The sequence below is a fragment of the Polaromonas sp. P1_A2 genome (assembly GCF_056406895.1).
This window is the reverse complement of record NZ_JBFTZI010000001.1, coordinates 1,066,467-1,092,021: the sequence shown is the minus strand read 5'-3', so window position 1 is coordinate 1,092,021 and position 25,555 is coordinate 1,066,467. Positions and strand designations below refer to the sequence as shown.

20 protein-coding genes are annotated in these 25,555 nt (G+C 66.8%); 5 read left to right on the top strand and 15 right to left on the bottom strand.

What is annotated here, in order from left to right:
• Positions 1-17: 17 nt before the first annotated feature.
• The 4 genes from AC1D09_RS05210 to AC1D09_RS05195 all read right to left on the bottom strand — a co-directional run bounded on the left by AC1D09_RS05210 (position 18) and on the right by AC1D09_RS05195 (position 3,188).
• Positions 18-791 carry a molybdate ABC transporter substrate-binding protein gene (locus AC1D09_RS05210; protein WP_477660734.1) on the bottom strand — a complete coding sequence of 258 codons (774 nt, stop codon included), beginning with the start codon at positions 789-791 and terminating at the stop codon, positions 18-20.
• A gap of 137 nt (positions 792-928) precedes the next feature.
• Positions 929-1,753: an ABC transporter substrate-binding protein gene (locus AC1D09_RS05205; protein ID WP_477660733.1), complete on the bottom strand. Its 825-nt coding sequence runs from the start codon at positions 1,751-1,753 to the stop codon at positions 929-931.
• Complete coding sequence (locus AC1D09_RS05200; RefSeq protein ID WP_477660732.1) at positions 1,750-2,439, bottom strand: ABC transporter ATP-binding protein; 690 nt, start codon at positions 2,437-2,439, stop codon at positions 1,750-1,752. The genes AC1D09_RS05205 and AC1D09_RS05200 overlap by 4 nt, the downstream gene beginning before the upstream one ends.
• The gene (locus AC1D09_RS05195) at positions 2,436-3,188 is read right to left on the bottom strand and encodes an ABC transporter permease (protein WP_477660731.1); all 753 of its coding nucleotides are present in this window, start codon (positions 3,186-3,188) and stop codon (positions 2,436-2,438) included. Before AC1D09_RS05195 ends, AC1D09_RS05200 begins: the two co-directional genes overlap by 4 nt.
• Positions 3,189-3,337: 149 nt before the next feature.
• On the opposite strand from AC1D09_RS05195, the gene AC1D09_RS05190 reads away from it, so the two are divergent.
• Positions 3,338-4,453 (top strand): substrate-binding domain-containing protein, encoded by a 1,116-nt coding sequence (locus AC1D09_RS05190; protein WP_477660730.1) that lies wholly within the window; start codon positions 3,338-3,340, stop codon positions 4,451-4,453.
• A gap of 6 nt (positions 4,454-4,459) precedes the next feature.
• On the opposite strand, the gene senA is transcribed toward AC1D09_RS05190, so the two are convergent.
• Complete coding sequence (gene senA, locus AC1D09_RS05185) at positions 4,460-5,710, bottom strand: selenoneine synthase SenA (protein WP_477660907.1); 1,251 nt, start codon at positions 5,708-5,710, stop codon at positions 4,460-4,462.
• A 418-nt stretch (positions 5,711-6,128) separates the two neighbouring features.
• On the opposite strand from senA, the gene AC1D09_RS05180 reads away from it, so the two are divergent.
• Positions 6,129-7,895, top strand: a complete 1,767-nt coding sequence (locus AC1D09_RS05180) for a FimL-related protein (RefSeq protein WP_477700964.1) — start codon at positions 6,129-6,131, stop codon at positions 7,893-7,895.
• Positions 7,896-7,921: 26 nt separating this feature from the next.
• Here the strand turns inward: AC1D09_RS05180 and AC1D09_RS05175 are convergent, their stop codons facing one another.
• From AC1D09_RS05175 to AC1D09_RS05165, 3 genes are read right to left on the bottom strand one after another with little or no spacing between them, the layout of a single operon-like run.
• Positions 7,922-10,117 carry a glycoside hydrolase 64/thaumatin family protein gene (locus AC1D09_RS05175; RefSeq protein ID WP_477660728.1) on the bottom strand — a complete coding sequence of 732 codons (2,196 nt, stop codon included), beginning with the start codon at positions 10,115-10,117 and terminating at the stop codon, positions 7,922-7,924.
• Complete coding sequence (locus AC1D09_RS05170; RefSeq protein WP_477660727.1) at positions 10,114-10,764, bottom strand: glycoside hydrolase family 25 protein; 651 nt, start codon at positions 10,762-10,764, stop codon at positions 10,114-10,116. The genes AC1D09_RS05175 and AC1D09_RS05170 overlap by 4 nt, the downstream gene beginning before the upstream one ends.
• 10 nt (positions 10,765-10,774) lie before the next feature.
• Positions 10,775-11,422, bottom strand: a complete 648-nt coding sequence (locus AC1D09_RS05165) for a hypothetical protein (RefSeq protein WP_477660726.1) — start codon at positions 11,420-11,422, stop codon at positions 10,775-10,777.
• Positions 11,423-11,996: 574 nt separating this feature from the next.
• Between AC1D09_RS05165 and AC1D09_RS05160 the strand changes: the two genes are divergently transcribed.
• Together AC1D09_RS05160 and AC1D09_RS05155 are read left to right on the top strand one after the other, a co-directional pair.
• Positions 11,997-12,992 (top strand): FHA domain-containing protein, encoded by a 996-nt coding sequence (locus AC1D09_RS05160; RefSeq protein ID WP_477660725.1) that lies wholly within the window; start codon positions 11,997-11,999, stop codon positions 12,990-12,992.
• A 12-nt stretch (positions 12,993-13,004) separates the two neighbouring features.
• Positions 13,005-14,504, top strand: coding sequence for a protein kinase domain-containing protein (locus AC1D09_RS05155; protein ID WP_477660724.1), 1,500 nt, complete (start codon positions 13,005-13,007; stop codon positions 14,502-14,504).
• 29 nt (positions 14,505-14,533) lie between these two features.
• On the opposite strand, the gene AC1D09_RS05150 is transcribed toward AC1D09_RS05155, so the two are convergent.
• The 7 genes from AC1D09_RS05150 to AC1D09_RS05120 form a co-directional block, all read right to left on the bottom strand.
• The gene (locus AC1D09_RS05150) at positions 14,534-16,810 is read right to left on the bottom strand and encodes a glycosyltransferase (protein ID WP_477700963.1); all 2,277 of its coding nucleotides are present in this window, start codon (positions 16,808-16,810) and stop codon (positions 14,534-14,536) included.
• Positions 16,811-17,683 carry an FkbM family methyltransferase gene (locus tag AC1D09_RS05145; protein ID WP_477660722.1) on the bottom strand — a complete coding sequence of 291 codons (873 nt, stop codon included), beginning with the start codon at positions 17,681-17,683 and terminating at the stop codon, positions 16,811-16,813.
• Positions 17,684-17,702: 19 nt separating this feature from the next.
• Positions 17,703-19,082 carry a hypothetical protein gene (locus AC1D09_RS05140; protein ID WP_477660721.1) on the bottom strand — a complete coding sequence of 460 codons (1,380 nt, stop codon included), beginning with the start codon at positions 19,080-19,082 and terminating at the stop codon, positions 17,703-17,705.
• A 30-nt stretch (positions 19,083-19,112) separates the two neighbouring features.
• Entirely contained in the window at positions 19,113-19,730 is a 618-nt protein-coding gene (locus tag AC1D09_RS05135) for a tail fiber protein (RefSeq protein WP_477660720.1), read from the bottom strand.
• Positions 19,731-19,741: 11 nt separating this feature from the next.
• On the bottom strand, positions 19,742-22,747 hold the full coding sequence (locus AC1D09_RS05130; protein WP_477660906.1) for a hypothetical protein: 3,006 nt from the start codon (positions 22,745-22,747) through the stop codon (positions 19,742-19,744).
• 87 nt (positions 22,748-22,834) lie between these two features.
• Positions 22,835-23,452 (bottom strand): hypothetical protein, encoded by a 618-nt coding sequence (locus AC1D09_RS05125; protein WP_477660719.1) that lies wholly within the window; start codon positions 23,450-23,452, stop codon positions 22,835-22,837.
• Positions 23,453-23,564: 112 nt separating this feature from the next.
• A complete protein-coding gene (locus AC1D09_RS05120) occupies positions 23,565-24,185 on the bottom strand; it encodes a hypothetical protein (RefSeq protein WP_477660718.1) in 621 nt (206 codons plus the stop codon).
• 258 nt (positions 24,186-24,443) lie between these two features.
• Between AC1D09_RS05120 and selD the strand changes: the two genes are divergently transcribed.
• Positions 24,444-25,517: a selenide, water dikinase SelD gene (gene selD, locus AC1D09_RS05115; RefSeq protein WP_477660717.1), complete on the top strand. Its 1,074-nt coding sequence runs from the start codon at positions 24,444-24,446 to the stop codon at positions 25,515-25,517.
• Positions 25,518-25,555 lie beyond the last annotated feature (38 nt).

Below are 25,555 nucleotides of genomic sequence, written 5' to 3'. Positions count from 1 at the left end.
AATCCACCCATCCCTCTTCAAGGCGCGCCGAAGCCGAAACGGCGGAACACCTCCTGCGCTTCGGGTGTCCGCAGGTAAGCGGCGAATTGCGCAGCGGCAGCATCGCCGCTTCGCGCGGTCAGCCCGTAGAAGGCGCTCACCTGCAATTCCAGCGGCATCTGCACCACATTCATGCGCGGCACTTCCTTGCGCACTGCCACCGCATTGGTGCAATAGGTCAGGAACAGGTCGGCGCGGCCTTCGGTGATCAGCCATTCGTAGGTGCTGCGGCCGGCCGGCGGCTGGGGTGCCTCGGGCGAACCGGTGAGCTTGAGCGCCTTGGCATCCAGTGCCGCATAGGCGCCGGGTTTCAGTGCCTCGGCTTTTCGGAATACCTCCCAGGCATAGTCGCCCGAGGGATCCGCTTTGGGCGTGGAAGTGCCCAGCTTGACGGCCGGGTCCAGCATCAGGTCCAGCAGCTTGCCGGACTCTGCATTGAGCTGCGGCACGGCCAGCGCGCACAGCTGGTTGCGCACAAACAGCGTGGGTGGCGCCCATGCGCCGCCCGCCATGGCATGCAGGCGCTGGGGATGTTGTGTGTCGGCCGATGCGAACACCTGCGCCGGCTCACCCTTTTCAATGCGCTCGCGCAGCAGGCCGGAGGCGCCAAAGGTCAGCTGGGTTTTAAGGCCTGTACGAGATTCATAAACCCGGGCAACTTCGGTGAGGGCTTCGCGCAGGCTGCCCGCGGCGTAAACGCGCAGCGGCTCGGCATTGCCGGGAGTGGCCGGGGACGGCTGGGCATGCGCCATGTTCAGGCCTCCTAAAAAAACAAGTGCCGCAGCAGCCCATACCAGCAGGCGCCGCGGAACCGGCTTTGCCGGGCCGCAGGCGCCGTCCCCTGGAGGGGAGAACAAGCTACACGCAGTGAGCTTGGACAGGGGGGAGCTCATTTTGCGTTGGGGAAAAACAGCTGCTCGCCACCTATCTTGTAGCTGGCAACCACCGCCTGGCCCGCGGGCGAGATCACCCAGTCGACAAACTTCTGCGCTTCGGCCGCCTTGACCTGCGGGTGTTTAACGGGGTTGACTACCATCACGCCGTACTGGTTGAACAGCCGCGTGTCACCTTCGACCAGCACGGCCAGGTCGCCGCGGTTCTTGAAGGACAGCCAGGTGCCGCGGTCGGCCAGCACATAACCGCCGCTGCTGGCCGCGATATTGAGCGCCGGACCCATGCCGCAGCCGCAGGCCTTGTAGTTGGCGAAGGCCGGCTTGTCGGCCGGCGTGTCGATGCCGGCGCTTTTCCAGTAGCGCAGTTCGGCGGCATGGGTGCCGCTCTTGTCGCCGCGCGAGACAAAGTTGGCGTTCGCGGCGCTGAGTTTTTTGAGCGCCTCGACGATGTCCTTGCCTTTGGCCTTGGCCGGGTCGGCCGCGGGGCCCACCAGCACGAAGTCGTTGTACATGACCGGGAAGCGTTTCACGGCAAAGCCTTCGGCGACGACCTTCTCTTCGGCGACCTGGTCGTGCACAAACAGCACGTCGGCGTCGCCGCGGCGGCCCATGTCTATGGCCTGGCCGGTGCCCACGGCCACCACCTTGACGTCTATGCCCGTGGCTTTCTTGAACTCGGGCAGCAAGTGCGAAAACAGGCCCGACTGCTCGGTCGAGGTGGTGGACGCCATCACGATGGTGCTGGTTTGCGCCATGGCCAGCGCGGCCGACAAGGCCAGCGGGGCGACCAGCAGCGCCCTGAGAGTTTTCAGGTGGATCATGCAAGTTCTCCTTTTAAAAATGCTTCCGCCGCGGCGGGAACCGGCCCGCCAAAAAATGCCGCCGTGGGCAGGTCGGCGACCAGCCGGCCCTGCTCCAGGTAAATCACGCGCTGCGCCAGGCGCTTGACCTGGCCCAGGTTGTGGCTGCTGAAGATCAATGTCATGCCGGCATCGGCGAACTCGGCCATCAGGCGCTCGACCTCGCGCTTGGCAGAGGGGTCCAGGCTGGCGGTGGGCTCGTCGAGCAGCAGCACCTGCGGCTTGAGCGCCCAGGCCCGCGCCAGCGCCACGCGCTGCTGCTGGCCGCCCGACAAGGCCTTGGCATTGCGCGTGGCCAGGTGCTCCAGGCCCACGCGTTCCAGCGCCACCAGCGCCTGCGCCTTGGCTTCGCGCCAGGGCACACCGGCCAGCCACAGGCCCAGCGCCACATTGCGCAGCACACTGGCGCGCAGCATGTAAGGCCGCTGGAATAGCATGGCCTGGCAGGCCCGCGTGTCATGCTGCAGGCTGCCGGCCGCGGGCTTGACGAGGCCGTTGAGGGTTCGCAGCAAAGTGCTTTTGCCGCTGCCGTTGGCGCCCACCAGCGCCAGCCTTTCGCCGGCCTGGATGCGCAGCGTGCAGCCGCTGAGCGCCTGGACACGGCCGTAGCGTACATCCACGGCCTGCAGCTGGAAGAGCTCGGTCATGGCGTCCCCCCATGCGCGGCCAGGCCGGCGGCCGGGTCGGGCAGGCGGTCGTCGAGCTGTTCGCGCCAGCGCCGCAGGCCCGCGATCAGGATGTTGAGCAGCAGCACCACACCCAGCAGCACCATGCCCAGGGCCAGAGCCAGCGGCAGATCACCCTTGCTGGTTTCCAGCGCGATCGCGGTGGTCATCACGCGCGTGAAGCCGTCGATGTTGCCGCCCACGACCATGACCGCACCGACTTCCGAGATGGCCCGCCCGAATGCGGCGATCAGCACCGTGAGCAGCGCATAACGTTCATCCCACAGCAGGATCAGGCCGCGCACAAAGCGGCCCGCGCCCAGCGACTGGAACTGCTCGCCGTGGCTGCGGTCGGCATCCTCTATCGCCTGGCGCACCAGTGCGGTGACCACGGGCAGCACCAGCACGGCCTGCGCCAGCACCATGGCCTTGAAGGAAAACAGCCAGCCCAGGAAACCCAGCGGCCCGCTGCGCGACAGCAGCAAATAGACCACCAGCCCGACCACCACCGAGGGCAGCGCCAGCGCGGTATTGAGCACGGCCAGCACCGCGCCACGGCCGCGAAAGCGCGACACGCCCAGCCAGGCGCCCAGCAGCAGGCCGCCGCTGCAGGCGATCACGCAGGCGGACGCGCTCACGGCCAGCGAGCGGGCAACGATGCCGGCCAGCACGGGATCAAGCGAGGTGATGAGGGAAAAGGCCGTGGCGGCGCTGTCGGAGAAGGTGTTCATTAAATAGGCTGGGGAGCACTCTAGCGTAGGGGCTAAGTCCTTGAATCACATCAGGAATCATCGCTATGAAGCCGTTTGCATAGGTTGAGGCGCCTGCCCGCCCTGCCCCGCCGGCGCATGCACTCATAATCGAAGCCACCCCGCCCGCCATGCACAAAGTCGAACTCTCCTACCTGCTCACGCCGCAGCGCGGCAAAAGCGCGCTGATACGCAACCCGCTGATGGACCTGCTGCATGCGGTGCGCGAGCAAGGCTCCATCTCCAAGGCGTCCAAGGCGCTGGACCTGTCCTACCGCCACGTGTGGGGCGCGCTCAAGGACTGGGAGCAGACGCTGGGGCGCGAGCTCATCGTCTGGGACAAGGGCCAGCGCGCGCGGCTTACCGAGTTCGGCGAAAAGCTGCTGTGGGCCGAGCGCCAGGCGCAGGCACGGCTGGCGCCGCAGATCGAAGCCCTGACCAGCGACATCGAGCGCGCGTTCTCCACCGCCTTCGATGACGAGGCCCATGTGCTCACGCTGTACGCCAGCCACGACGCGGCGCTGTCGGCGCTGCGCGAGCAGGCTGGCGCGCGCGGCCTGCACCTGGACATCCGCTTCATGGGCAGCGTGGACGCGATCGCGGCGCTGAACGCGGGGCGCTGCATGATGGCGGGTTTCCACACGCTGGAGCAGCCGGGCAGCCAGTCCCTCACCGCGCGCAGCTACCGCAACCTGCTCAAGCCCGGGCTTCACAAGCTGATCGGCTTCGCCCACCGCACGCAGGGCCTGATGGTGGCCAAAAACAACCCGCTGCGCATCACCGGCGCCGCCGACCTGGCACAGCCCGGCCTGCGCTATGTCAACCGCGCCGAGGGCACGGGCACGCGCGTGCTGCTCGATGAATTGCTGGCCAAGGCCGGCGTGGCCTCATCCGCAATCCAGGGCTACCAAAGCCAGGAGCCTTCGCACACGGCCGTGGCCCAGGCCATCGCCAGCGATGCGGCCGACGCGGGCCTGGGAATTGAAGCGGCGGCGCGCGAAAAAGGCCTGGGCTTCGTGCCGCTGGCGCAGGAGCGCTACCACCTGGTCTGCCTGAAGTCGGAGCTGCCCACGCCGCAGGTGCAGGCGCTGCTCAAGGAACTGCAAAGCCGCGACTGGCAAGCCACCCTGGAGCACCTGCCCGGCTACAGCGGCAAGCTGGCCCAGAGCGGCAAGGTGCTGTCGCTGCGCGCCACCCTGCCCTGGTGGACTTACCGCAAGGAAAAGCCCGGCAAGGCCAAGGCCTGACTCTTTTCAGAGAGCGCAGGAACGAAAGCCGCAGAACACGTCATCCCGGCCCGGCAGGGCAAAGCCGCGGTGCCTGGGGTTTTTCATGCGCGCACGCGTCGCGAAAGAGGCGCCGCGCAGCACCTTGTGCGTGCCGAATCGCGGCTGCGAATAAGCCTGCCAGGGGCCGGGCGCAAAACCCGGGTAGGGCCTGAAGCTGCTGCCCACCCACTCCCAGACATCACCCCATTTAAAACCGCGCCGCGCCGCCGTGTGCGCGGCCAGTTCCCACTCCACTTCGGCCGGCAGCCTGCGTCCGGCCCAGCGGCACCAGGCGTCGGCCTCCCACCAGCTCATGTGCATGGCCGGCTGGTTGCCTTGCATGCGGCGCGGCACGCCGAATCGGTTCTGTATCACCGCGCCGCTGGAGACGCCGATCTGGTCCACATAACGCGGGCCGCGCCGGCCTTCGCCCGCGGCCAGCCCCTGCAGCCAGCGCCAGCCGTCCGGTTGCCAGAGTTCCTCGCGGTCGTAGCCGCCGTCGCCGACGAATTCCACATACTGCGCCCAGCTCACGGGCTGGGCGTCGATCTCGAATTCGGGCACGCTGACCGCATGCGCCGCCAACTCATTGTCAAAGGCAAAACCCACGCCACCCGCGCCGCCATCGCTGCCCATCCGCCACACCGTGGCCGGAACCAGCAGGGGCTCGCGCAGCGCCATGGGCACCGGCGTGAAAGCGTCCGCCAGGGTTTTGTCCAGCGCCAGGCCCAGGGTTTGCGCGCTGCGCACCAGGGCCTCGCCGCGCATGTCTTCAAAGAACAGGCTGAGCCGGTAGAAGTACAGCGCGTCGTCGCTGCCCGCGGTACCTTGGCCGGCAGGCCCGGCTTTCTCCAGCAGGTCCAGCGTGCCTTCCAGCGTGTCCAGCAGATAGGCGCGGCAGTGCGCCATGCCCGGCAGGTCCAGCGTCCAGCGCGCGCTGTGCGGCACAAGCTGCGCATTCCACCAGCGGTCGGCATTCGGCTCTATGGAAGCGAGCCGGGTGCGCGCGGGCTCGCAGCGCGTGCCCAGGGCGCGCTGCGTGTTGCGGGCTATCCACCACTCCTGGAACCAGCCCACATGGCCGAGCTCCCACAGCGGCGGGTTGACGTTGGGCAGGCAAGGCACGGCGAAATTCCCGGCCTCCAGCGCCTGCTGGTATTGCGCGAACAAATGCAGGGTGTTGTTGCGCGCATCCATCAGTGCCAGCGACAGCGGGCCACGGCCCGCGCCGCGCATCGCGGGAGAGTCCACCAGGACGCCTGCCGCGGCAGGCGGTGAGGAGGGTAATGAATTAGGTGTAGCGTCTGAAGCCAAGGGAGTTGTCCTCGCAGGCCCGGCCGCGGTGGACGCCACCAAGGCGCCATCACAGCCGTGCACGCGTTAAGGCCAGAATAGCAGAGACAGGACCAGCCGGCGGGCTATAAGTCAATAGCGTGCATCAGGTGTTTTCCCTCGGCCGGCGGCTGTCCATCGCGCCTGCGCAACCGCCGGTCGGCCCGCGCGGCGCATGCGTATTTTCCACTTTTGATTCGGCAAAGACGCGGATAGACTGCGGCCAGTTCTCCTTCAATTGGGGGAGACACCCCGGGGCACAGCGTTTGCCTCCGGACTCACCGCGACCTCAAAAAATCGATTCTTACCGGCCCGACCCCACATGCAATTACATGACCTCAACTCACAGCCCGCCGAACTCGACCTGACCTTGCTGGATCTCGGGCCCCTGGCCTGGGTGCTGGAGGAATTGCGCAAATCGCTGGAGGGCTCAACCAAGGCGCTCAAACGCTTCATTCGCGAGACCGAGGCCGGGCGCAACTCCGAGATCGGCGCGCTGGACGCGGGCCAGCTGCGCATCGCGCGCCAGCAATTGCACCAGGCCGTGGGCGCGCTGGAGATGGTGGGCATGAGCGCCCCGGCGCTGGTGCTGCGGGCGATGGAAACCGCGGTGCAGAAATTCATACAGTCGCCGGTGCAGTGCAACCAGGATGCCATAGGCAAGATTGAACTGGCGGGCTTTTCCATCGTCCACTACCTCGAAGACGTGCTGGCGGGCAAGCCGGCTTCTGCGGTCTCGCTCTTCCCCCAGTACCGCGACATCCAGGGCCTGGTCGGCGCCGACCGCGTCCACCCCGCGGACCTCTGGGTCTTCGAGTGGCGCTGGATAGAGCCGGTGCTGGACATCACCGTCCCCGACTGCGAATACGGCGATGAAACCCGGCAACTGCTGGACCGGCTGATGCTGACCCTGATACGCACCGGCGACGCCGAGGCCGCGCGCAGCCTTCGCGACACCTGCCTGGGCTTTGCAAAAACGCAGACCGGCATTGAATCCCGAACCTTCTGGAAAATTGCCGCCGGTTTTTTCGAGGCGCTGGCACAGGGCCTGTTGAACGTCGACCTCTATGTGAAGCGGGCCACCCTGCGCGTGCTGCTGCAATACGTGTGGCTGGCCAAGGGCACGGAAGCCTCTGCCAGGCTCGCCGAAGACCTGCTCTTCCTGTGCTCCCAGGCGAAAGTCCAGCGCGCCAGCGATTCGCCGGTGCTGTCGGCGGTGCGCTCGGCCTATGGCCTCAAACGCTTCAAGCCGGTGGACTATGAGTCGGTCCAGTTCGGCCGCTTCGCGCCGGCCCTGATCGCCCAGGCCCGCAAGCGCATCGCCTCGGCCAAGGAAACCTGGTCGGCCGCGACCGCGGGCGACCTCGGCAAATTCAAGATGCTGACCGACCAGTTCAGCCTGGTGACGGATTCGCTGGTCAAGCTGCACCCGCCCAGCGAAGTGCTGGCGCGCGCCATGAGTCGCGTGATTGAAAGCACGGTCACATCCGGCCAGGCGCCCAGGCCCGAACTGGCACTGGAATTCGCCACCGCCGTGCTCTTTCTGGAGGCTGTGTTCGACGACTTCGATCCCAACGACCCCCAGTTGTGGGCGCGCACGGCGCGCCTGGCCGAGCGTCTGCAGAGCGCGCGCGATGGCGGCCCCGCGCAGCCCCTGGAGTCGTGGATGGAGCAGCTCTACCAGCGCGTCAACGACAAGCAGACCATGGGAAGCGTGGTCGGCGAGCTGCAAACCTCCCTGGCCGCGCTCGAAAAATCGCTGGACCTGTTTTTCCGCACGCCCGAAGACACCCAGCTGCTGGCCGTGGTGCCGGGGCAGCTGGCGCAGATGCAGGGCGTGCTGTCCGTGCTGGACCTGGACCAGGCCGCGCTCGCGGTGACGCACATGCGCGAACTGGTCGAGCGCATGCTCAAGCCCGGCGCCGACGAACAAAAAGCCCACGCGGACGGCATCTTCGACCGGCTGGGCAACAACCTGGGCGCGCTGAGCTTTCTGATCGACATGCTCAACTACCAGCCCGCGCTGGCCAAGCGGCTGTTTGTCTACGATGCCGCCAAAGGCGAACTCAAGGCCGACAAAGAGGCCTAAAACCTGCTTACGGCCTGAACGGCCTCTTACTCCCAGACCGTGTACGGCGGTGGATTGTTGTACTGCGTGCTGAACTCAAAGGCATTGCCCTCGAAGTCAAAGCCCGGCACATGGATGTTGCACCACAGCCCCCAGTTGTAGGGCGCGCCGACAGCCATGAGCTTCATATCGATGGTCTCCGCCGCGCTTTGCAGCGCCACCGGCGGGACATAGCCGTTGCCGCTGAACTGGCCTCCCTGGATGGTGATCTGCATCGTGGTGTACACGCCGCTGGTGTCGTAGTACAGCAGGAAGGTAAAGCAATAGTCTTCGCTGGCCTGCCAGACCAGCCGTACCGGCAACTTGTCGCCGCCCACGACGGCCGGCCTGTCGGCCCCGGGCGCCCAGGGGCCCAGCGTCACCAGCACGCTGGCCGGGCTGGTGACCGAGGTCGCGGCGTTCAGGTCAGAGCTGAAGCCACCCTGGTCGTCAAAGGGCAAGGCATAGGCGCGCCCGCCTATGGTGACGGCCGGGTTGTGCAGGAAATTGGCGAAAGCGCTCCAGGTGCCGCCCGCGGGATAAAACTGCGAAAAGGTCAGCAGGTCCGGCGTGGTGGGCAGTATGTCCAGCGGCGAGCTCACGCTGAAACGGCTCACCGGTGCGCCGGCCGGAAGGGACACCGTCATCGGGATATTGGCGATCTGGAAGGAGGCCATGTCCATCTGGTCCACCAGGCCCGCCGTGGTGGCGCCGCCGCCCAGGCTGACGGTCGCGGTGGTGGCCGGGTTGCCGGGGCTGATGCCGCCCCGCAGGAATTTCCAGGTGGTCGCGTAGCCGCGCCCCAGCGCGGTGACGATGACGTTCTCGATGGCGCCCAGCACCGCGCTGCTGTTGGGTGCGGTGAGCGGCTGCTGGGTGTTGTCGGCAAACACGCCGCTGGCCCCGAACACCATCATCGAAGGCGGCGCGTAATACATCAGGCCCTTGGTCGGCGTCCACCAGGCGGGCGGCGGCGGCACGGCCGCGCCGAAAGGCGTGGTCTTGCCGGCGGGGGAATTGGTGCTGAAGAAGGGGTAGTAGAGGTTGTAGGTCTCACTGTTGCCGCCGGTGAACTGCAGCACGGTATAGGTGTTGCTGTTGCCGTCGATGTCTATGATGCCGCCCACCTGCACCACGTTGCCGGTGTAGATGTGGTTGCCGTTGTTGTTCTGCTCGACCTGCAACAGGCCGGGGTTCTTTTTGTACCAGGCAAAAAAATTGTCGATGGCCGCGTCGAAGTAAGTTGCCAGCGCGGTGGCAGGCGGCGTGAGGAAGAACAGCTCCACCGGGCTGGTGCTGGCGGTGAAGGGGTTGCTGGCGGCGGTGCTCGCGCTGCTGATCACCACGGTGCTGCCCGAGGGCGCGCCGGGCAGGCTGCCCACGGTGGCGCCGGCCGGCATGAAGGGGCCGCTGACCGGCATGCCCACGCTCAGGCCGCCATTGGTGGGGGCCGGGCTGCCCGGGCCGGTGATGCTGAAGCTGGCCTGCCATGCGCCGGGAGTGCCCGAGACGGCCAGGGTTCCCTGCAAGCTGGCAGCCAGCAACTGGCCGTTGATCAGGTCGTTGGGATTGAGCAAGCGGTAAGGCGTGGCCGCGTCGCTGCCCTCGGGGTACACGCAGTCGGCGAAGGGCACGAGCGGGCCCACCGCCATGGCCTTGAAGTTGCTCACCAGGGTCTGCCGGTCCAGCGTGGGCACGATGCCCGAGCCGGCGCTGAAATTGGGGTCTTGGGGCGTGACCTGGACCGTGAACGGAATGCCCAGCTGGTCCACCTGGGTGATGTCCAGGTTAAGGGTGTCCGGGGGGGCATGCCTGGGCGCGTTGGCGGCGGTGCAGCTGAGCGTGACTTCCACGAAGTCATAGAAAAAATCCGCCGTGGCCGCGGTCGGGCCACTGATCTTGTTGTTCGGTGCGGTCACCGCGTCCGGCGAGTTGCTGAAGTAAAGCCGCGCCGAAGGAAACTGTTTGCCGGCATCCAACCGGATGGCGCCGCCGGCCTTCTTCAGGTCGGCCAGCGTGAACAGGGGCGCCAGCGTTCCCGGTTCGGCCACGGGCGTGGCGACGCCGGTGGCCGGGTCCATGCTCCAAGCCTGGTTCAGGGTTTCCTGCGTGAGGAACAGATAGATTGCCTCATCGGCCAGGCCCGAAGCCCCGCCGTGTTGCTGGCTGTTGTTGACGATGCTGAGGGTGACGTAATTTGTCATGGGAGTCCTTGGCCGAAAGGGGTTGGGGGTGTGGTCAGCGCTTGAAAGTCGGCCGGCTCGAACCAGTCCTGGTCCACGTCGCCGGCCACGCCGTCTATGCGCGTTCCGCCATTGACGGCGCCATCGCTGTATTGCCAGCAAGACCATGCCTGCCAGGGCGCGGGAATGGACGGATGCTCCGCATAGTCAGCCAGCCACAGCTTTCGTTTGCCCAGTGGCTCGCAACCCGGCAGGGGCGCGAGGTGTTTCCAGAAGCCGTTGCTGGTGTAAATCATGGTCTGCCGCCCGAACAAGGCATCGGCCGCGGCGGTGAAGTCCAGCACCCACTTCAGCACAGCAGGGGGCTTGCACCCGTCCAGGGTTTCGATATCCAGCACCGGCGGCAAATCATTGCGTCCCAGCGCGCCAACGGTTGCGAAAAATTTCTGGGCCTGGTCTTCGGCGAGGCTGACGGCGCGTCCGAAGTGGTAAGCCCCGCGCGTCAAACCGGCGGCCGCGCATCCCGCCCAGTTGTCCTTGAAAAAGGGATCCACGACGTAAGCCCCCTCGGTGGCTTTGACAAAAGAAAAAGCCACGCCATTGCGGGCCACCTGGGGCCACCGCACGGCACCCTGGTAGTGGCTGACGTCTATGCCGCGCACCCACATGCCCGGCCCCTCAGACGACGTTGTTGAGCATGTTGACCTGCGCCTGCAGCTGGCCGTCTATCCTGAGCACCGTCTCCAGCGGCAGGTCTTCATCCCACATCACGCCGCAGTTGTATTGCAGCGGCTCCGGGCTGGCCACGCTGCCGCTGACCTTTTGCCGGAAGGTGGTGGTCACGCCGTCCGTGGCCTGCACGCCAAGCCCCCAGTGGTCACAGCCGTACCAGCTGCCGGATTTCATGACCATGGTGTAAACGGCCGAGCCATCCGCTGCCGGCACCGTGTGGCCGTTGAGCTGGGCGGTGCCGGTCATCAGGGCCACGCGGCAGACATCCTGCTCGGCCTGGGGGTTGTCGGCCAGCACCTGGTGAAAGGGCACGGTCCGCGGAAAGATGATGTCGGTGGTGTTGAAGAAGTCGTCGTTCAGGCCGGTCGGCACGCGCCCGTTGTTGAACACAAAAGCGCCCCCGTCGGAGTTGTGGATGGTGGGCGCGGTGTAGGCGTTGTCGGCGCTTTCATATTCGCCGGTCAAGGCCCAGCCCCAGCAGGCGGTATAGATGAAGGGCGCCTGCTCCGAGGTCGGCACGGTTTCACCATCGCGCGGATGGTCTTCACCGGCGGGCGCCAGCAGGTTGCGTTGGGCATTGCTGAGACAAGGCATGGGCTTCTCCGTGCTACGAGGATCGCTGCGAATGGCAGTTGCCACCTCGCTGGATAAATTGTCGGCATGAATCCATGCGTTGGCGATTACACGGCATTACAGGCGATGGGCCTCGCGCACGGCGCGCGCTAACACTTTGAGATTCAAACAGGCTTGCGCATTTTTTTCGACGCAACGTTTTGACTTAAAGGCGCATACGCGCTGCCGCCGGCAACTGCCGGCAGGTGGCAATGCGCCAGCGATACAAGCGCAAGTCCCGATTGAACTGCGCCGGGATTTACGTCATGCTCTGCGTGAGTACAAGGCGCATGGCATGCGCCCGCCCCTGCAGGGATTGCGCACCCGGGCAAGGGAAAATTTCCGATGAATGCGCAAGCCTTGTGAGATTTAAATCAAGGCAATTAATGCCCAAACGGCGCGCTTGTGTAAATACGCGCCGCGGCGCTTGACGACGATCGAACGTCTCGCAGATACTGCGGCCGACCGATACGGTTTTTCAACACGGGCAGGATGCACAGCGCCACAGAGCGATGGCTCTTCCCATGAGGCTTGATGGCAAGGAGGGAGAAGGCAAGTGGCTATTTTGAGAAACCGCGTCACGCAGCGCAAGATTTACCTGCGCACGCACCATGTCTTCGGGCGGGGCCGTTCCGCCGACACCCTGCTTGAAAACCTGGATGCCTCGCAGCTGCACGCCTCGGTGCGCTGGACCGGCAAGGCCTGGGAACTGCGCGACCACAGCCGCAACGGCACCCTGCTTGACGGCACCCGGCTCTCCAGCACCAAAGGCCTGGAATTGTGCGTGGGCGCCACCATCAGCTTCGGGCACGAAGACGGAGCCGCGTGGCAGGTGGAAGACCTGTCGCCGCCGCGCAACCTGCTGTGGCCGCTGGGCCATGACGAGCCCTACATTCCCCTGGGCCGATCCAACCTGCTGCCGCAGGGGGTGGCCGCGGAGCTCTCCATCCATCACAGTGAAAAAGGCCAGTGGGTGTGCACCACCCCTGAAGGCAGCTGGGTCCTGGAAGACGGCGACGAGGTCCGCTTCGCCGGCAAGGTCTGGTGTTTTCTGCTGGCGGCCGAAGTGGTCTCCACCATGGACTGCATGGCCGGACACAAGGCGCAGATGAGGCGCTCGCAGCCGGCGCTTTTCTTCAAGGTGAGCCAGGACGAGGAACATGCATGGCTGGAGCTGCATGACGCCGGCCTTCACCTCAACCTCGGTGAACGCTCGCACCACTACGCGCTGCTGATCCTGGCGCGCCTGCGGCTGGCCGATGCGCAGCGCCAGCTCGCGCCCCACGCGCAGGGCTGGGTCGAGCTTGACCGCCTTGCCAAGATGCTGGGCCTGGACCCCGGTCACCTGAACATCCAGATCTTTCGCATGAGGAAGCAGCTTGCGCTCGCGCTGCCGCCCGGCGCGCATGTGCCCGAACTGATAGAGCGCCGCCGCGGCTCGCTGCGTTTCGGCAACCTGCGCTTTCGCATCACGCGCGGCGCGGCGCTGGAGGCCGACTTCGATCCGCTGGCCGGCGACCAGAGCTTCCCTGAAGAGTCGCTCGTGGCCTGATCTCTCTGCGCCATGACACGGGTGCCCTCACGCGGCTTCCCCGTGGGTGTGCCGGGGTACCAGTCGCTGGGTTTGCTGGGGCAAGGCGCGTCAGGCCAGGTGTTCAAGGCCAGGCAGCGCAGCACGGGGCAGTTCGTCGCCATCAAGATTCCCCATCCGGCTTCGGCGGACAATCCCGCGGCGAGGCGACGCGTGCAGCAGCGCCTGCACCAGGAGACCCGCGTGCTGGCCATGCTGCAGCATGCCCATGTGGTGCGGCTCATCGACAAGGGCCTGGCGGAGGGCGGGCTGATCTTCGCGGTGCTTGAGTTCATCCCGGGAGAAACGCTAAGGGACTTTTTGCAGCGAAACGGCGGCCTTCCCCTGCCGGACACCATGGCCTTGATGGCGCAGCTGCTGGACGCCCTGACCTTTTTGCACCAGCACCAGGTGGTGCACCGCGACCTCAAGCCCGAAAACCTCATGGTCGTCTCCACCGGGACGGCCCTGCACCTCAAGCTGCTGGACTTCGGGCTGGCCAGCCACCGGGGTGAGCCGCGCTTCGTGACGGGCGCCGAGGGCACGCCCGCCTACTGCGCGCCGGAGCAGCTGCGGGGAGAGCCTTGCACGCCCGCGACGGACCTCTACGCATGGGCCCTGATCTTCCTCGAGTGCCTGAGCGCCAGGCCCTGCGTGCAGGGCGCGGACATGGGCGAGGTGCTGCAGCGCCAGCTCGGCGCGGAACCCGTGGCCCTGCCCGAGGAACTGGCCGACCACCCGGTGGCGCCGCTGCTGCGGCAGGCGCTGCACAAAGACCTGCGGCAGCGCGCGTCCGATGCGGCCGGCCTCTACCTTGACCTCGTGCAATGCCTGGCGCAGCTGCGCGGTGCGCGCCAGGCCTGGCCGGCGCCAGGCGCCCCCGCGGACGGCGGCGCCCGGCAGCTGACGCTGGACAGCATGGACATTCCCGCGGCCGAGCCCGCCGACGCGGAGCATGCGCTGGGCATACTCTGCGTGGGCCTGCGCCTGTACCCGGCCCGCAATTCCTCGCTGGCCCTGCCCTACCTGCAGGAGATGCGCGAGCAGCAAATGCGCTGGTGCGCCAATGCCGTGCAAGGCGGCCAGGGCCAGAGCGCCGGGGTGCTGGGCGACTGCATGCTGTTCCATTTTGAACAGGGCGCGAGCAGCGCGCAGAACCTGCAGCAGGCGGCCGTCGCCGCCATGGACCTGTGCACCCGCGTGCAGCGCAGAAGCCGCCTGCTGGAAGTCCAGCACGGCGTGCGCCTGGAAATATCGGGCGGCATCCACAGCGTGCGGCCGGCCTCGCGCCACGACGCCTCCAGCCGCAACCACGGCGCCAACGTCGCGCTGCACCTGAACAGCGTGGCCGAGCCGGGCGCCATTGTGGCCAGCCAGCATGCCCGCCGCGAACTGGCGGCCAATATGCAGTTTGAGGAATACCTGGGCACGGCGGCCGCGCGGCATGCGGGGGAAGAAAGGGTGTTCCGGCTGATGGCCGACCTTCAGGGATAGGAGCCGTCTGGCCGCCCGGCCGCGCGGCCTCAGAGCATCAGCCGCTCCACCTGCTCGACCGGGTAGCCGCGCCAGCGCCGGTTCAGGGTCTCCTTGGGGCTGGTGTTGCGGGCGTGCACGCGGGCCACATAGAGGTGCTGCTCGGGATTGACCGCGATGCGCTTGTGCCGCGGGGCCCAGACGAAGGCGTTGTCTTCGCCCACATTGATGTCTGCGAAGGGCGCATCGCGCCAGAACTCCCGGCGGTAGCACAGGGTCCCGCCGTAGACCCAGGGCGAGCGCCCGTCGTAGACATACTGCCAGGCGCGCCTGCCCTCGGGCGCATAAAAGAACACCCTGTCCAGGCCGCAGATGTCCGCCCCCTGCTCCAGCAAGGCCTTGACCTGCGAGCTGAGCCAGCCCGGCGCCATCCAGTCGTCGTCGTCCCAGTGCGCGATCAGCTCGCCGCGGGCCATCTCGCAGGCGACGTTGCGTTTGGCGCCCAGGCTCAGCTTGCGCTCCAGCCGCATGTAGTGGATGGATTCGTGCGAGGGGATCAGGTCGGCCACGCTGTCGCGGCCGTCGTCCAGCACGATGAGCTCGCGCGGGCCGTAGTCCTGCGCCAGGAAGTTGCGGATGGCCTGCGGCACGAAGTCGCGCCGGTCGGCGGTGGGCATGATGCAGGACACCAGCGGCCATGCGGCCGCCGCGGGTGCCGGCGCGGCGGCGGCCGGTGGAAAATAAAAATCGCGGTCGCGCTCCAGGCAGGGCGGCTGCGGCACACGCGCCCAGGCGTTTTGCTGCAGGTAATGGCCTTCCTTGAATTTCCAGGTGTTGTTGTCGTGGCGCACATAGATGTGCAGCTCGCGCCCGGGCACACGGCACAGGCGCGCACCGCCGGCCAGGACCTTGAGCAGGAAGTCGGCATCCTCGCGCAGCGAGGTGGCGGGATAGCGGCCGTGGATTTCCCACAGGCTGCGCCGGAACAGCAGGGAGCCGCCGCTGACGTTTTCCACGAACATGCGGCGAAACAGCGCACGGCTGGGCGCCCAGAACTCGGCCTGCGCCCGCGCCATGAACAGCATGTCGTTCAGCCCCGTGATGTCGGCGATGTTGTGCAGGATGGGCGCGGCCTGGCGGCTCAGGCGCTGCTCGCCGTACCAGTCATCGTCGTCCCAGTGCGCGACCAGCTCGCCCCGGGCCAGGCGCACCGCCTCGTTGCGTTTGGCGCCTATGCTGGCCCCGGGGGCCATGCGCACGCAGCGTATGCGCGCGTCGCTGATGCCGGCGGGCAGGTCGCTGCCCTCCTCGTAAACGATGATGAGCTCCAGCGCCGGGTAATCCTGGCGCTGGAAATAGCGTATCGATTGTTCGACGAAGGCGGGCCGGGCGCGTGTAGGCATGATGCAGCTGAGCAGCGGCGCCTCGGCAAGCGGCTCCGGCACCTGTTGCGGCGGGGCCAGGGCCGCGGCCGGCGGCACAAAGATGCGCATGCGCTCGGGCATGGCGAAGTAGCGGCACTGCTCGCCGGCGCAATGCGCATGGTAAGGCGCGGGCGGGTGTTGGGCCTCGCCGCGCCAGGCGCAAAAGCGGTCCTGGTACAGCCGCTTGCTGGTGTCCAGCAGGCTGTCCTCCAGCCGGGATCGCCGCGGGCAAGGCGGCGCCCTGTGCACAAAAGCGCCCTGGGCCCAGACCCCGCGAAAGCCGGACCGCGCGGCGCGTATGTTGTAGTCCATCTCCCAGCACGGGCCCTGGGCATAGGCCGTGTCGGCCGCGCCTATGGCGGCCACCACCTCGTTCCTCACCACATAACAAAAGTCGGACAGGCTGTGCAGCGGCTCCAGCGTGACGCAGGCATGGCCGAACCTGGCCGCCAGCGCATCGGCCTGGTTCCACAGGGCGTCCTGCGCCTCGCCGCAAGCCGGCGCCACGGCCTGCTCGTTCCAGCAGCGGTTGGTCGAGGGGCCGGCCAGGCCGTGGCTGGGATCCGCGTCCAGCGCGGCCAGCAGCAGTTCCAGCCATCCCGGCGTGACCCGCGCGCCGTTTTCCAGGAAGACATAGATGTCGGCCGGCACGCCCACCAGCCGGTTAAAGCATTCGGCCGCGCCTTCATGCACGGGCCCGCGCAGCTGCTCCAGGCCCGGCAGGGCCTCAAAGCGCGCCTGCAGCGCGACGGCCTCGGCCTCGTCGGCCGGGTCCGGCAGCAGCCGCAGGCCGAAAGGCATGGGTGTGTTTTCGAACAGGCTGGCCAGCGTGGCCGCCAGCGCATCGGCATGCGCGGCCACATACACGCCGATCAGGATCTGGCGCTCTGGCGCGGCCGGCATCTACCACTCCTCGCGGCTTGCCAGCAGGCCCGCGCCCAGCAGCGCCTCCAGCGTGCGCCAGGGGCTGCCCGGCGTTTCGTCGCCCCAGTCGCAGACCGCGTCCAGCAATTGCTCCAGCGCCACGGCCTGGGCATTCACCGAGCGGTAAAAGCGCGGATAGCACAGCAGCAACTCCTCCGCGCAGGCGCGGATCAGCGCCTCGCGGCGCGCCGGTTCGGGGGCGTGAAAAGAAACATACAGCGTGGGCAGGCCCAGCTGCGGCAGGCGCCGCCACAGGCCGGGGATCAGCGTGTATTCGCCGCCCTCGATGTCCATTTTGATGAAGTTGCAGTCGTCTATGCCATTGAGCGCCAGGAAGCTCTCCAGGTCCAGGCCATGGACTTCGCGGCAGGGCTGGCCGACGGCACCCGGCGCGGCCAGCATGCCCGACATGCTGTCGCCGAAGCGGCTTTGTTCGCCGAAATAAAGCCCTCCCGCGTAAAGCCGCAGCGGCCCGCTTTCGGGGCTGATACCGTAGGGGTAGAGCCTGATTTTGGGCCGCAGCGCGGGATTCGCCTCGACATTGGCCGCCAGTTCGGCAAAAGCCACCGGGTCCGGCTCCAGGGCATGGGCGCGGCGCGAAAACATGGCGCCGTAAAGCACCGTGGGCCCTATCCAGGCGCCCATGTCGATGTAGGACTTGTCGGGCCGCAGGAAACGCCGGAACACCTCGAAGGTCTGGGGCTCCCACCAGCCCTCGCCCACGCGGCGCCAGAAGTCCCCGCGCGCAGCACTGGCACGGACCCGGAAAGCGTGGTGATGGACGAATACGCTGAGTTCCCGCGGCGCGTCGTCCGCGGGCGGGCCGGCTTGCAGGAGCTTGGCTTGTTGCATGGGCGGTCTCCCTTGCCGCTTACCAGACCGTCATGGGGGCCGGACCCGAGATGTTGGCGCTGAACTCGAAGGCATTGCCCTCGAAGACAAAGCCCGGCACGTTGATCTTGCACCAGACGGCGCCGGCATAGGGGCTGCTGCCGGCGGCCAGGCGCATCTGGATGCTCACGCCCTGCTTGAGCGAATCCTGCGTCTGCAGCGACAGCGGCAAATAGTAGTTGTTGCCGTAGAAGTTGGTTTTCTTGCTGCGCGGCTCGCAAACCATGGTCACATAGTTGCCGGTATCGTCATAGACCAGCAGGAAGACGAACTGGTAGTCGGCGCTGGCCTGCCAGAACAGCCGCACGGTTTTTCCCGGAACGGTCTGCTGCGCCGGCACGGCGCGCACCGGGTAGAAGTTCAGCACGCCGGGACCGTGGGGATAGAGGTCGCTGACGTCCACCGTGGTCCCGTTGTTCAGCGGAATCTCGGTATCGGGGACCGGCGTGCTGGACGACATCGGCACATCCGTCAGCGGCGGCACCTGCTCGGCCAGCGTGGAATGGCGCGCGGCGCCGAAGCCGTCGCAGTTGAACACATAACCGCCGAACTGCGTGACCACGCTGGGGACCTGCACGCCCATGCCGCAGGAAGGCACGAGCTGCAACTGGATCAGGTTTTCGCCCGGCAGCTGCGGCGACTTCTGCAGGCGGCGCACGGTATCACGATGGTCCAGGCAGACCTCCAGCCCCCAGGTGATGCCGGCCAGCGAGAACACGCCCGCGCCGTCGTAGTTGAGCACCTGCTGCTCGCGTCCCGGGCCGCCCGTGGTCGAGGGCGCCAGGTGGTCGACCTCACCGAGCAGCAGGCTGTTGGGGCCGGCCGCGGTGGCGAGGAAGTCCACGCCCGACATGAGTTCCTTCATCACCACGACCGCGCCCGCGTCGCCCTGCGCCGCCACGCCGCCCAGTTGCACCAGCGCGAAGTTGTAGACCTCCTTGTTGGCCAGCGGGTCGATGTCGTAGGGCGGCGTCTTGAGCGTGGGCGAGGACACGCCCAGGATGGTGCCGAAAGCGAACATCCAGTCGGCCCAGTCCGCGAGGGCGGCGTAGCCCTGCAGCCTGGTGATGATCTGCTGCACGTCCTCCATCCCGTAGGCGCCGTTCGGGCCCCGGAAAAAGAACTCGGGCGCCATGAAGACATTGAGGGTGTCGCTGGGCACGGGCGGCGACGAGGGCGGCGACGCGGACTGCTGCAGCACGTCGTACGCGGTGTCCATGGCGCGGAACATCAGCGAGCAGCGCGCCTCGAGGTCAAGCTCCGGATTGTCCAGCCCGAGGTAGCTGTTCGAGCCATCGGGATTCAAGCCGGGCGCCGTGTCGAGCACGTAGCCTATGAATCGGACATTGTTGTAAGCCATGCTGTTTCTCCTGTTAAAAATGCTCGGGGGTCATCGGATGAGCGGCGCCAGACCGTAGGTGAACTTGATGATGTGGTTGACGTACACGTTGATCGGGCGCGTTTCGTACAGGCTCACCTGCACCGCGGCCTGGCCCTGCTCGGTCACCGGCCCGGTGGTCGGCGTGGAGGTGCTGCTGGACGCGCCGGCCGCCGTGCCGCTGGACGAGGAAGTGGCCGGCGCGGGCGCGCTGTTGTAGTCATGCGCATGGGTTTGCAGCGCGAAGGACTGGGTCGATCCCACGCCGCTGCTTTGCCCCTGGCCGCCGGGCGGCACCTGGCGCGTGCCGATATCGGGATCGTTCTGGGTGCCCGTGCCGACACCGCGCAGGAAATACCCGCGGTAGTCGGGAATCAGGAACTGGTTGCCGCTGCCGCCGTAGACATAACCCAGCACCGCGAACAGCTCGGGATAGTCATAGGTGGGCAAGGAGCGGCCGTCGCAGAACATCCAGCCCCAGGCTTCCAGCGGGTCGGTGACGTAGTCCTGCGCTGCCACGGGACTGGCCGTATCGGCGCTGTCGGGCACGCCCAGGGAACCGGCGAAGGCCGTGACGGAGCCGACCGGCAGCTCGCCGAAGCCCGGGCGCACAAAAAAGGGAAGGCTCATGCCGGGCGCCATCATGGGCCAGCACTCCCCGGACTCTCCGACCTGCCCAAACTCGCCATGGCCGCACCGGGTACCAGGCCGGCACAGGTCTCGTCCAGCACCTGCATGGCCGTGGGCACCAGCACTTCCCAGCACGGGCCTATGGGCCGCACCGGATGGCGCGCCGGCCCGGGCTGCTTGAGGTCGTTGACCAGCGGGACATCGACCGGGTTGGCCGGCGCCAGCCGGTCAGCCGAGGCCCACAACATGCCGGACGAATAGAAATACAAAAACGCCATCACATGCGCGGGCTGCACCGGCAGCAGCACACGCGCCTGGTCGGCCTGTACAAAGCTCGCGAACAGCGCGTCATCGTCGGCGGCCAGGCTGCCCAGTTCCACGCCACCACCGGAGCCGCCGGCTGGGCCGGGGCTGGCATAAAAGCTGTAGACCATTTCATTCCACTCCAGCACCTCGTCGAAGAACTGCAGGTAGCGCGGCTCGTAGACCGCGAACTCCGAGGGCGGCGACTGCCCGAAACCCCGCTCGTTCATGCCGGTCAGCGTGAGCATGCGTTCGAGCAGCAGGCGCAGGCAGGCATTCCTCAGTTCGCGCTGCTCGATCTGCCGGTTCGCCAGCGGCGAGCGCGTGGCCGCGCGGCCTTGCGGGCCGCCCTCGACGCGGACCTGGTAGGCGGCCAGCCGCTCCTGGTAGGCGCGCATGACAGCGGCGTAAACACGGATGCGCCACTCGTCCATGCAGCGCTCCGAGGGCGCGCACTGGATCTCGACGTTGACCTGCACCTGCGCGTCGCTGGGCGGGGAAATGCCGGGCGGGTAATCGAGCACCGACACCGGCACGCTGTCGTCCTCGCCGGACAGCGCCGTTCCGTCCGGGGGGCCGGGCGGAGTGATGGCCTGCCGCCCCACCAGCACCACGGGCGCCGGCAGGCCGGTGGGCGCGCTGAGGTAAGCGACAAAGGCCCTGGTGGCGCAGTAGCCGGCGGGAACCGCGATCTGCTTTTCCTCGCCGTCGCGCAGGGTGGCCGAGGCAAAACGCTGCGCCTGCGGCGGCGGCGCCAGGTCCAGCACGCCGTAGTAAGCGCCCAGGCCGGCGTAGTTGCCCGGCTGGATGTCCTTGAAGGTGGCGATGCGCAGCCGCAGCGGCGGCAAGGGCTTGACGAAGTCCTGCCCGGCCAGGGCCTGCTCGCCCGCGATGAAAGCGGCGGCGGGCTTGCACACCATGAACTCCATCATGAGGCGCTGGCCGTAGTTGACGACGCAGGCCTCGTACACCTTGTTGAGCCAGCGGTAGACGCCGCGCAGGCTGTGCGTGCCGGCCGTGTTGTCGACCAGGCTGACCACCGAGTCCTCGGTCTGGCTCATGGTGCTGCTGGCGCGCGTCAGGCTCACGCTGCGGCTGATGCGGTTGACGGTCTTGTTGAGGATGTCGCGCGCAAAACGTGTGGTGTCGTCCAGCCCCGGCGTGGCGCCCGGCTGCACCGTCTTGCTCCACGACCCGTCCAGCGTGGCCTGCGTGGGCGGGCCGTAGCTGCTGGTGAAATTGTTGTACTGATTGGTTTCCACCACCCCGGCCACGGTTTTGCGCGCCTCTTCCTGCAGGTTGCTGCGTTCGTCCGCGGCGTCGTTTTGCAGCAGTTGCTTTTCGCCGCTGCTCTGGCGCAGCTCGTCGAGCTGGCGATGCGTCCGCTTGTTGGTGACCTCGCGGCGCTCGCCGCGCATCACGTTTTCGATGCGCGCGATCTCGCCGCATTGGTAGCGCAGCAGGCGCTGGCGCACCATCTGCAACTCGCCTATGGCATAGGGCTCTATCCAGCCCGGCAGCCCCGGCGGCGGCGAGGCCGTGGCGGCGCCCTGCGCCGCGGGCAGCGGAAACACCTGCTCGCTCAGCACCGGCGTGGCATGCAGCAGCGCATGGATCTGCGTCGTGGCCAGAAAAGGCGGGTCCGCGGCCATGGGCGCTGCCGCGGGACTGCCCTCAGCTGGGGCGGCCGCAGCCCCGGCGGCAGCGCCGGCCTGGGTCAGGCTTTCGAAGGGCTGCAGCGCCACCTCGATCAGGTGGGCCATCAGCAGCGCGCGGGTGAACTCGTCCAGCAGCGCGGTGTCGTAGCCCAGGGTGATCACCAGGGCAAAGTAGCTCTGCCAGACGCCGTCCAGCGTTCTGGCATAGGCGGCGGAATCAAAATAAGCCCAGTCCAGCGCATAGCGCGAGAGCAGCCGCGTGACCTGCTCGCAGGCCCCGGCCAGCCAGAGCGCCGGTGCGCCCTCCAGTGGGGGCAGGCGCCTAAAAAGTTCGGGGAAGCGGCTGACGGGCCCCGCAAGGCTGTCCATGTCGCGGATGAAGTCGCCCGGGTAGGCACTGCCGTCGATGAAATCCACGGCAAGCTTCTGCGCGGCCTCGCGCGCGTCCTGGGGCTGGTTGCGCGCGCTGACCAGGTCGCCGAAAAAACCGCACCACGGCGGGCTGGCGCTGGCATAGCGGACGAAACCGTAGAGCAGGTCGTCGGCGCTGAGCTTGGGCCAGCGCCGCACATAAACATAAGGGAACAGCTCGTCGGGATGGGTGGTGACGATGGGCAGGGGCTCCACCGGGTCTATGGGGGGATCCGGCACTATGGGCGGAGCCGGCGGCCAAGGCGGGCCCGGAGGCCAGGGCGGTCCCGGTGGCGGCAGCGGCCCGCGTGCGGGACAGGCCACCATGATGCCCTCGAAATGATGGTCGTCGTTTTGCCCCCTCATGCCGTAGTGGATGTCGGCAAAGATGGCGGTGTTGGTCACACCGTCGATGTGCACCGGCGTTCTCTGCTGCAGGTAACCCGTGACGTAGCAGCCGGACCGGAACTTGAATTCAAAAGGCCTGGCCGGCCACTGCCGCGTGATGGTGACCAGCTGGCTGTCGGCCGGGCCGGACTTGCAGGACACATTGGCAAGGGACGGGATATCGTCGCCGGGTTCACGGTTGATGGTGAAATCGAAAACCAGGCAGCCGTCCATGGCCGACCAGCTTCTTTTGACCATTTCGTTCACTCGGGCGCTCCTGGGGGATGGGCATGCGGCCCGCAACGCCGGCGCGCGGCGCTGGGGCCGGGCGCCGGCGAGGCGGGTTTAGCACATCACGATGTTTTCGAGGTTGAAGGCGAAAGGCGTCGAACTGGCGCCCGGGCCGCCACCGGTCATGACGATGTCGGCGCTGGCGATGCCCAGCAGGGACAGCTCGGTGTTGATGTTGGAGATGATCGCCGAGTCCATGACCTGGCCTTGAACGATTTGCGAGGCCACGCCGATCCAGATGGTGGGCTTGAACTCGAACACCGCTTTTTGCTGCGGCGCGATCGAGGTCTTGATCGCCAGCAGCTTGCCGGCCTTGTAGATGCTGGCATTGATGGCGCCCATGGGCAGGCTGTTGAGCACCTGCACTTCCTTGGAGCTGGTGCCGCTGCCCGCGGGCACCAGGCGGTCGCCCGAGGTCGTCAGCGCCATCTGGAACAGCTGGCCGTTCTGCGCATCGAGCTGCGGCGTGTAGTTGCCGTAGCTGTCGCTGGCGCCGACCTGCATGGTCATGGGGAAGGTGAAGGGATGGTTGTCACCCTGGCCGCAGTAGCGGATGACCTGCCAGGCCACCGCGAGCTCGTCGAAGTTGGTCGCGACGTTCTTCTGGAAAATCACGATCTCCGAGTTGTTCGCGTCATTCGAGTTGTTGATGAAATTCAGCGCAATATCCATGGTTTACTCCTGTTGATTAAAAAGATGGCAGCGCACCCTGCGTTGCCCGTTTGCCATCGTTGCCCTGCTGCCCCGGCGGCGAACCCAGCGTGTCCAGTCCCGGCTTTTTCCCTCAGGCCTGAACGATGTTTTCGAGATTGAATTCGTAGGCTGTCGCGCCCTCGCCCGGACCGCCGCCCGTCATCACGATGTCGGCGCTGGCGATGCCGATCAGCGAAAGCTCGGTGTTGATGTCCGACATCACGGCGGAGTTGATGGGCTGGCCCTGGATGACCTCGGAGGTCACGCCTATCCACAGCGCCGGCTGGTACTGGAAAACCGCCTTCTGTCCGGGAGAGACCGAGGTCTTCACGCCCATCAGGCGGCCGTCCTTGAAGATGCAGACATCGACCGCGCCCTGGCTCATGTCGTTGAGCACGTCCAGCTCGGTCGACGCGCCGGCCGGCCCGGTGTACAACAAGCGCCGGTTGCCGGCGGGGGTCTGGACCAGGCTCAGCATCTGGCCGTTTTTGGCTTTCAGGCGCGGCGTGAAGTTGGCGTTCTCGTCGGTGATCGATACCTCGTAGCCGTCGGGGTAGATGAAAGGGTGGGTGCAGTCGCGCCCGCAATATCGGATCACCTTCCAGGCCACGGACAGCGAGGCCATGGTGCTCAGCACGTTCTTCTGGTAGATCACCACCTCGGACTTGTTGCCGTCGTTGGACTTGTTGACGAATCGCAGTTTGATATCCATGGCGCTTCCCTTGGTGGCTTGTCTGCTCGGGGCCCGCGGGCCTTTGCGTTTCAGTGCTGCTACTCTAGGGAAGGCCCATGGCCAAAGCGATTACAGGCAATTACAAAAGCGCGTGTGAAAATTTCCCTTGCGCGCAGGCCCGTGATGGGCCGTGGATGAAACGACGGCGCCGGGGGCTTGCCATAAACTTGATGCACTGGCGCCGTGCATGCGCACGCGATGCACGCGCCACGCTACCCTCGATTTGAAAGCCGCACCATGACCCAGCCCGACACGCCCAAGCCCTCCGCCGCACCCCGGCTCACCAGCCTCTCGCACGGCGGCGGCTGCGGCTGCAAGATCGCGCCCGGCGTGCTCAGCGAGATCCTGAAAAATTCGGGCAACCTGCCGGGCCTGAACATTCCGCCGCAACTGCTGGTGGGCATAGAGACCGCCGACGACGCGGCCGTGTACCAGCTCAACGACGAGCAGGCGCTGATCGCCACCACCGACTTCTTCATGCCCATCGTGGACGACCCCTACGACTTCGGGCGCATCGCCGCGACCAATGCGATCAGCGACGTCTACGCCATGGGCGGAACGCCCATCATGGCGCTGGGGCTGGTGGGCATGCCCGTCAACGTGCTGCCGCTGGAAACCATAGGCGCCATCCTGCGCGGCGGCCAGGACGCCTGCCGCGATGCGGGCATCCCGATCGCGGGCGGCCACACCATCGATTCGGTGGAGCCTATCTACGGCCTGGTGGTGATGGGCCTGGTGCATCCCTCGCGCGTCAAGAAAAATTCCGGCGCGCGCGCCGGCGACGTGCTGGTGCTGGGCAAGCCGCTGGGCGTGGGCATACTCTCGGCGGCGCTGAAAAAAGAAAAACTCGATGCCCAGGGTTATGCCCGCATGGTGGCGCTCACCACACAGCTCAACAAACCCGGCATCGCCCTGGCGCGCATGGAAGGCGTGCACGCGCTGACCGACATCACCGGCTTCGGCCTGGCCGGCCACGGCCTGGAACTGGCGCGCGGCGCCGGCTTGCAGCTTCGCATCGACTGGCAGCGCGTGCCCCTGATCCCCGGGGCACGAGAACTCGCGGCACAAGGCTGCGTGACGGGCGCCTCAGGCCGCAACTGGGCCAGCTATGGGACCGAAGTGAGTTTGCCGGCCGGCTTCACCGAAGTCGACAAGGCCTTGCTGAGCGACCCGCAGACCTCGGGCGGGCTGCTGGTGTCCTGCAGCGCGGACAGCGCGGACGAGGTGCTGGGGATTTTCCGGGAGCAGGGGTTTGGGGATGCGGCGGTGATTGGGGAAGTCGCCGCAGGTAAAGGAATGACCGTTCGCTGAAAAAAGAGGCAGGGGGCCTGCCACAGGCGCAATACCCC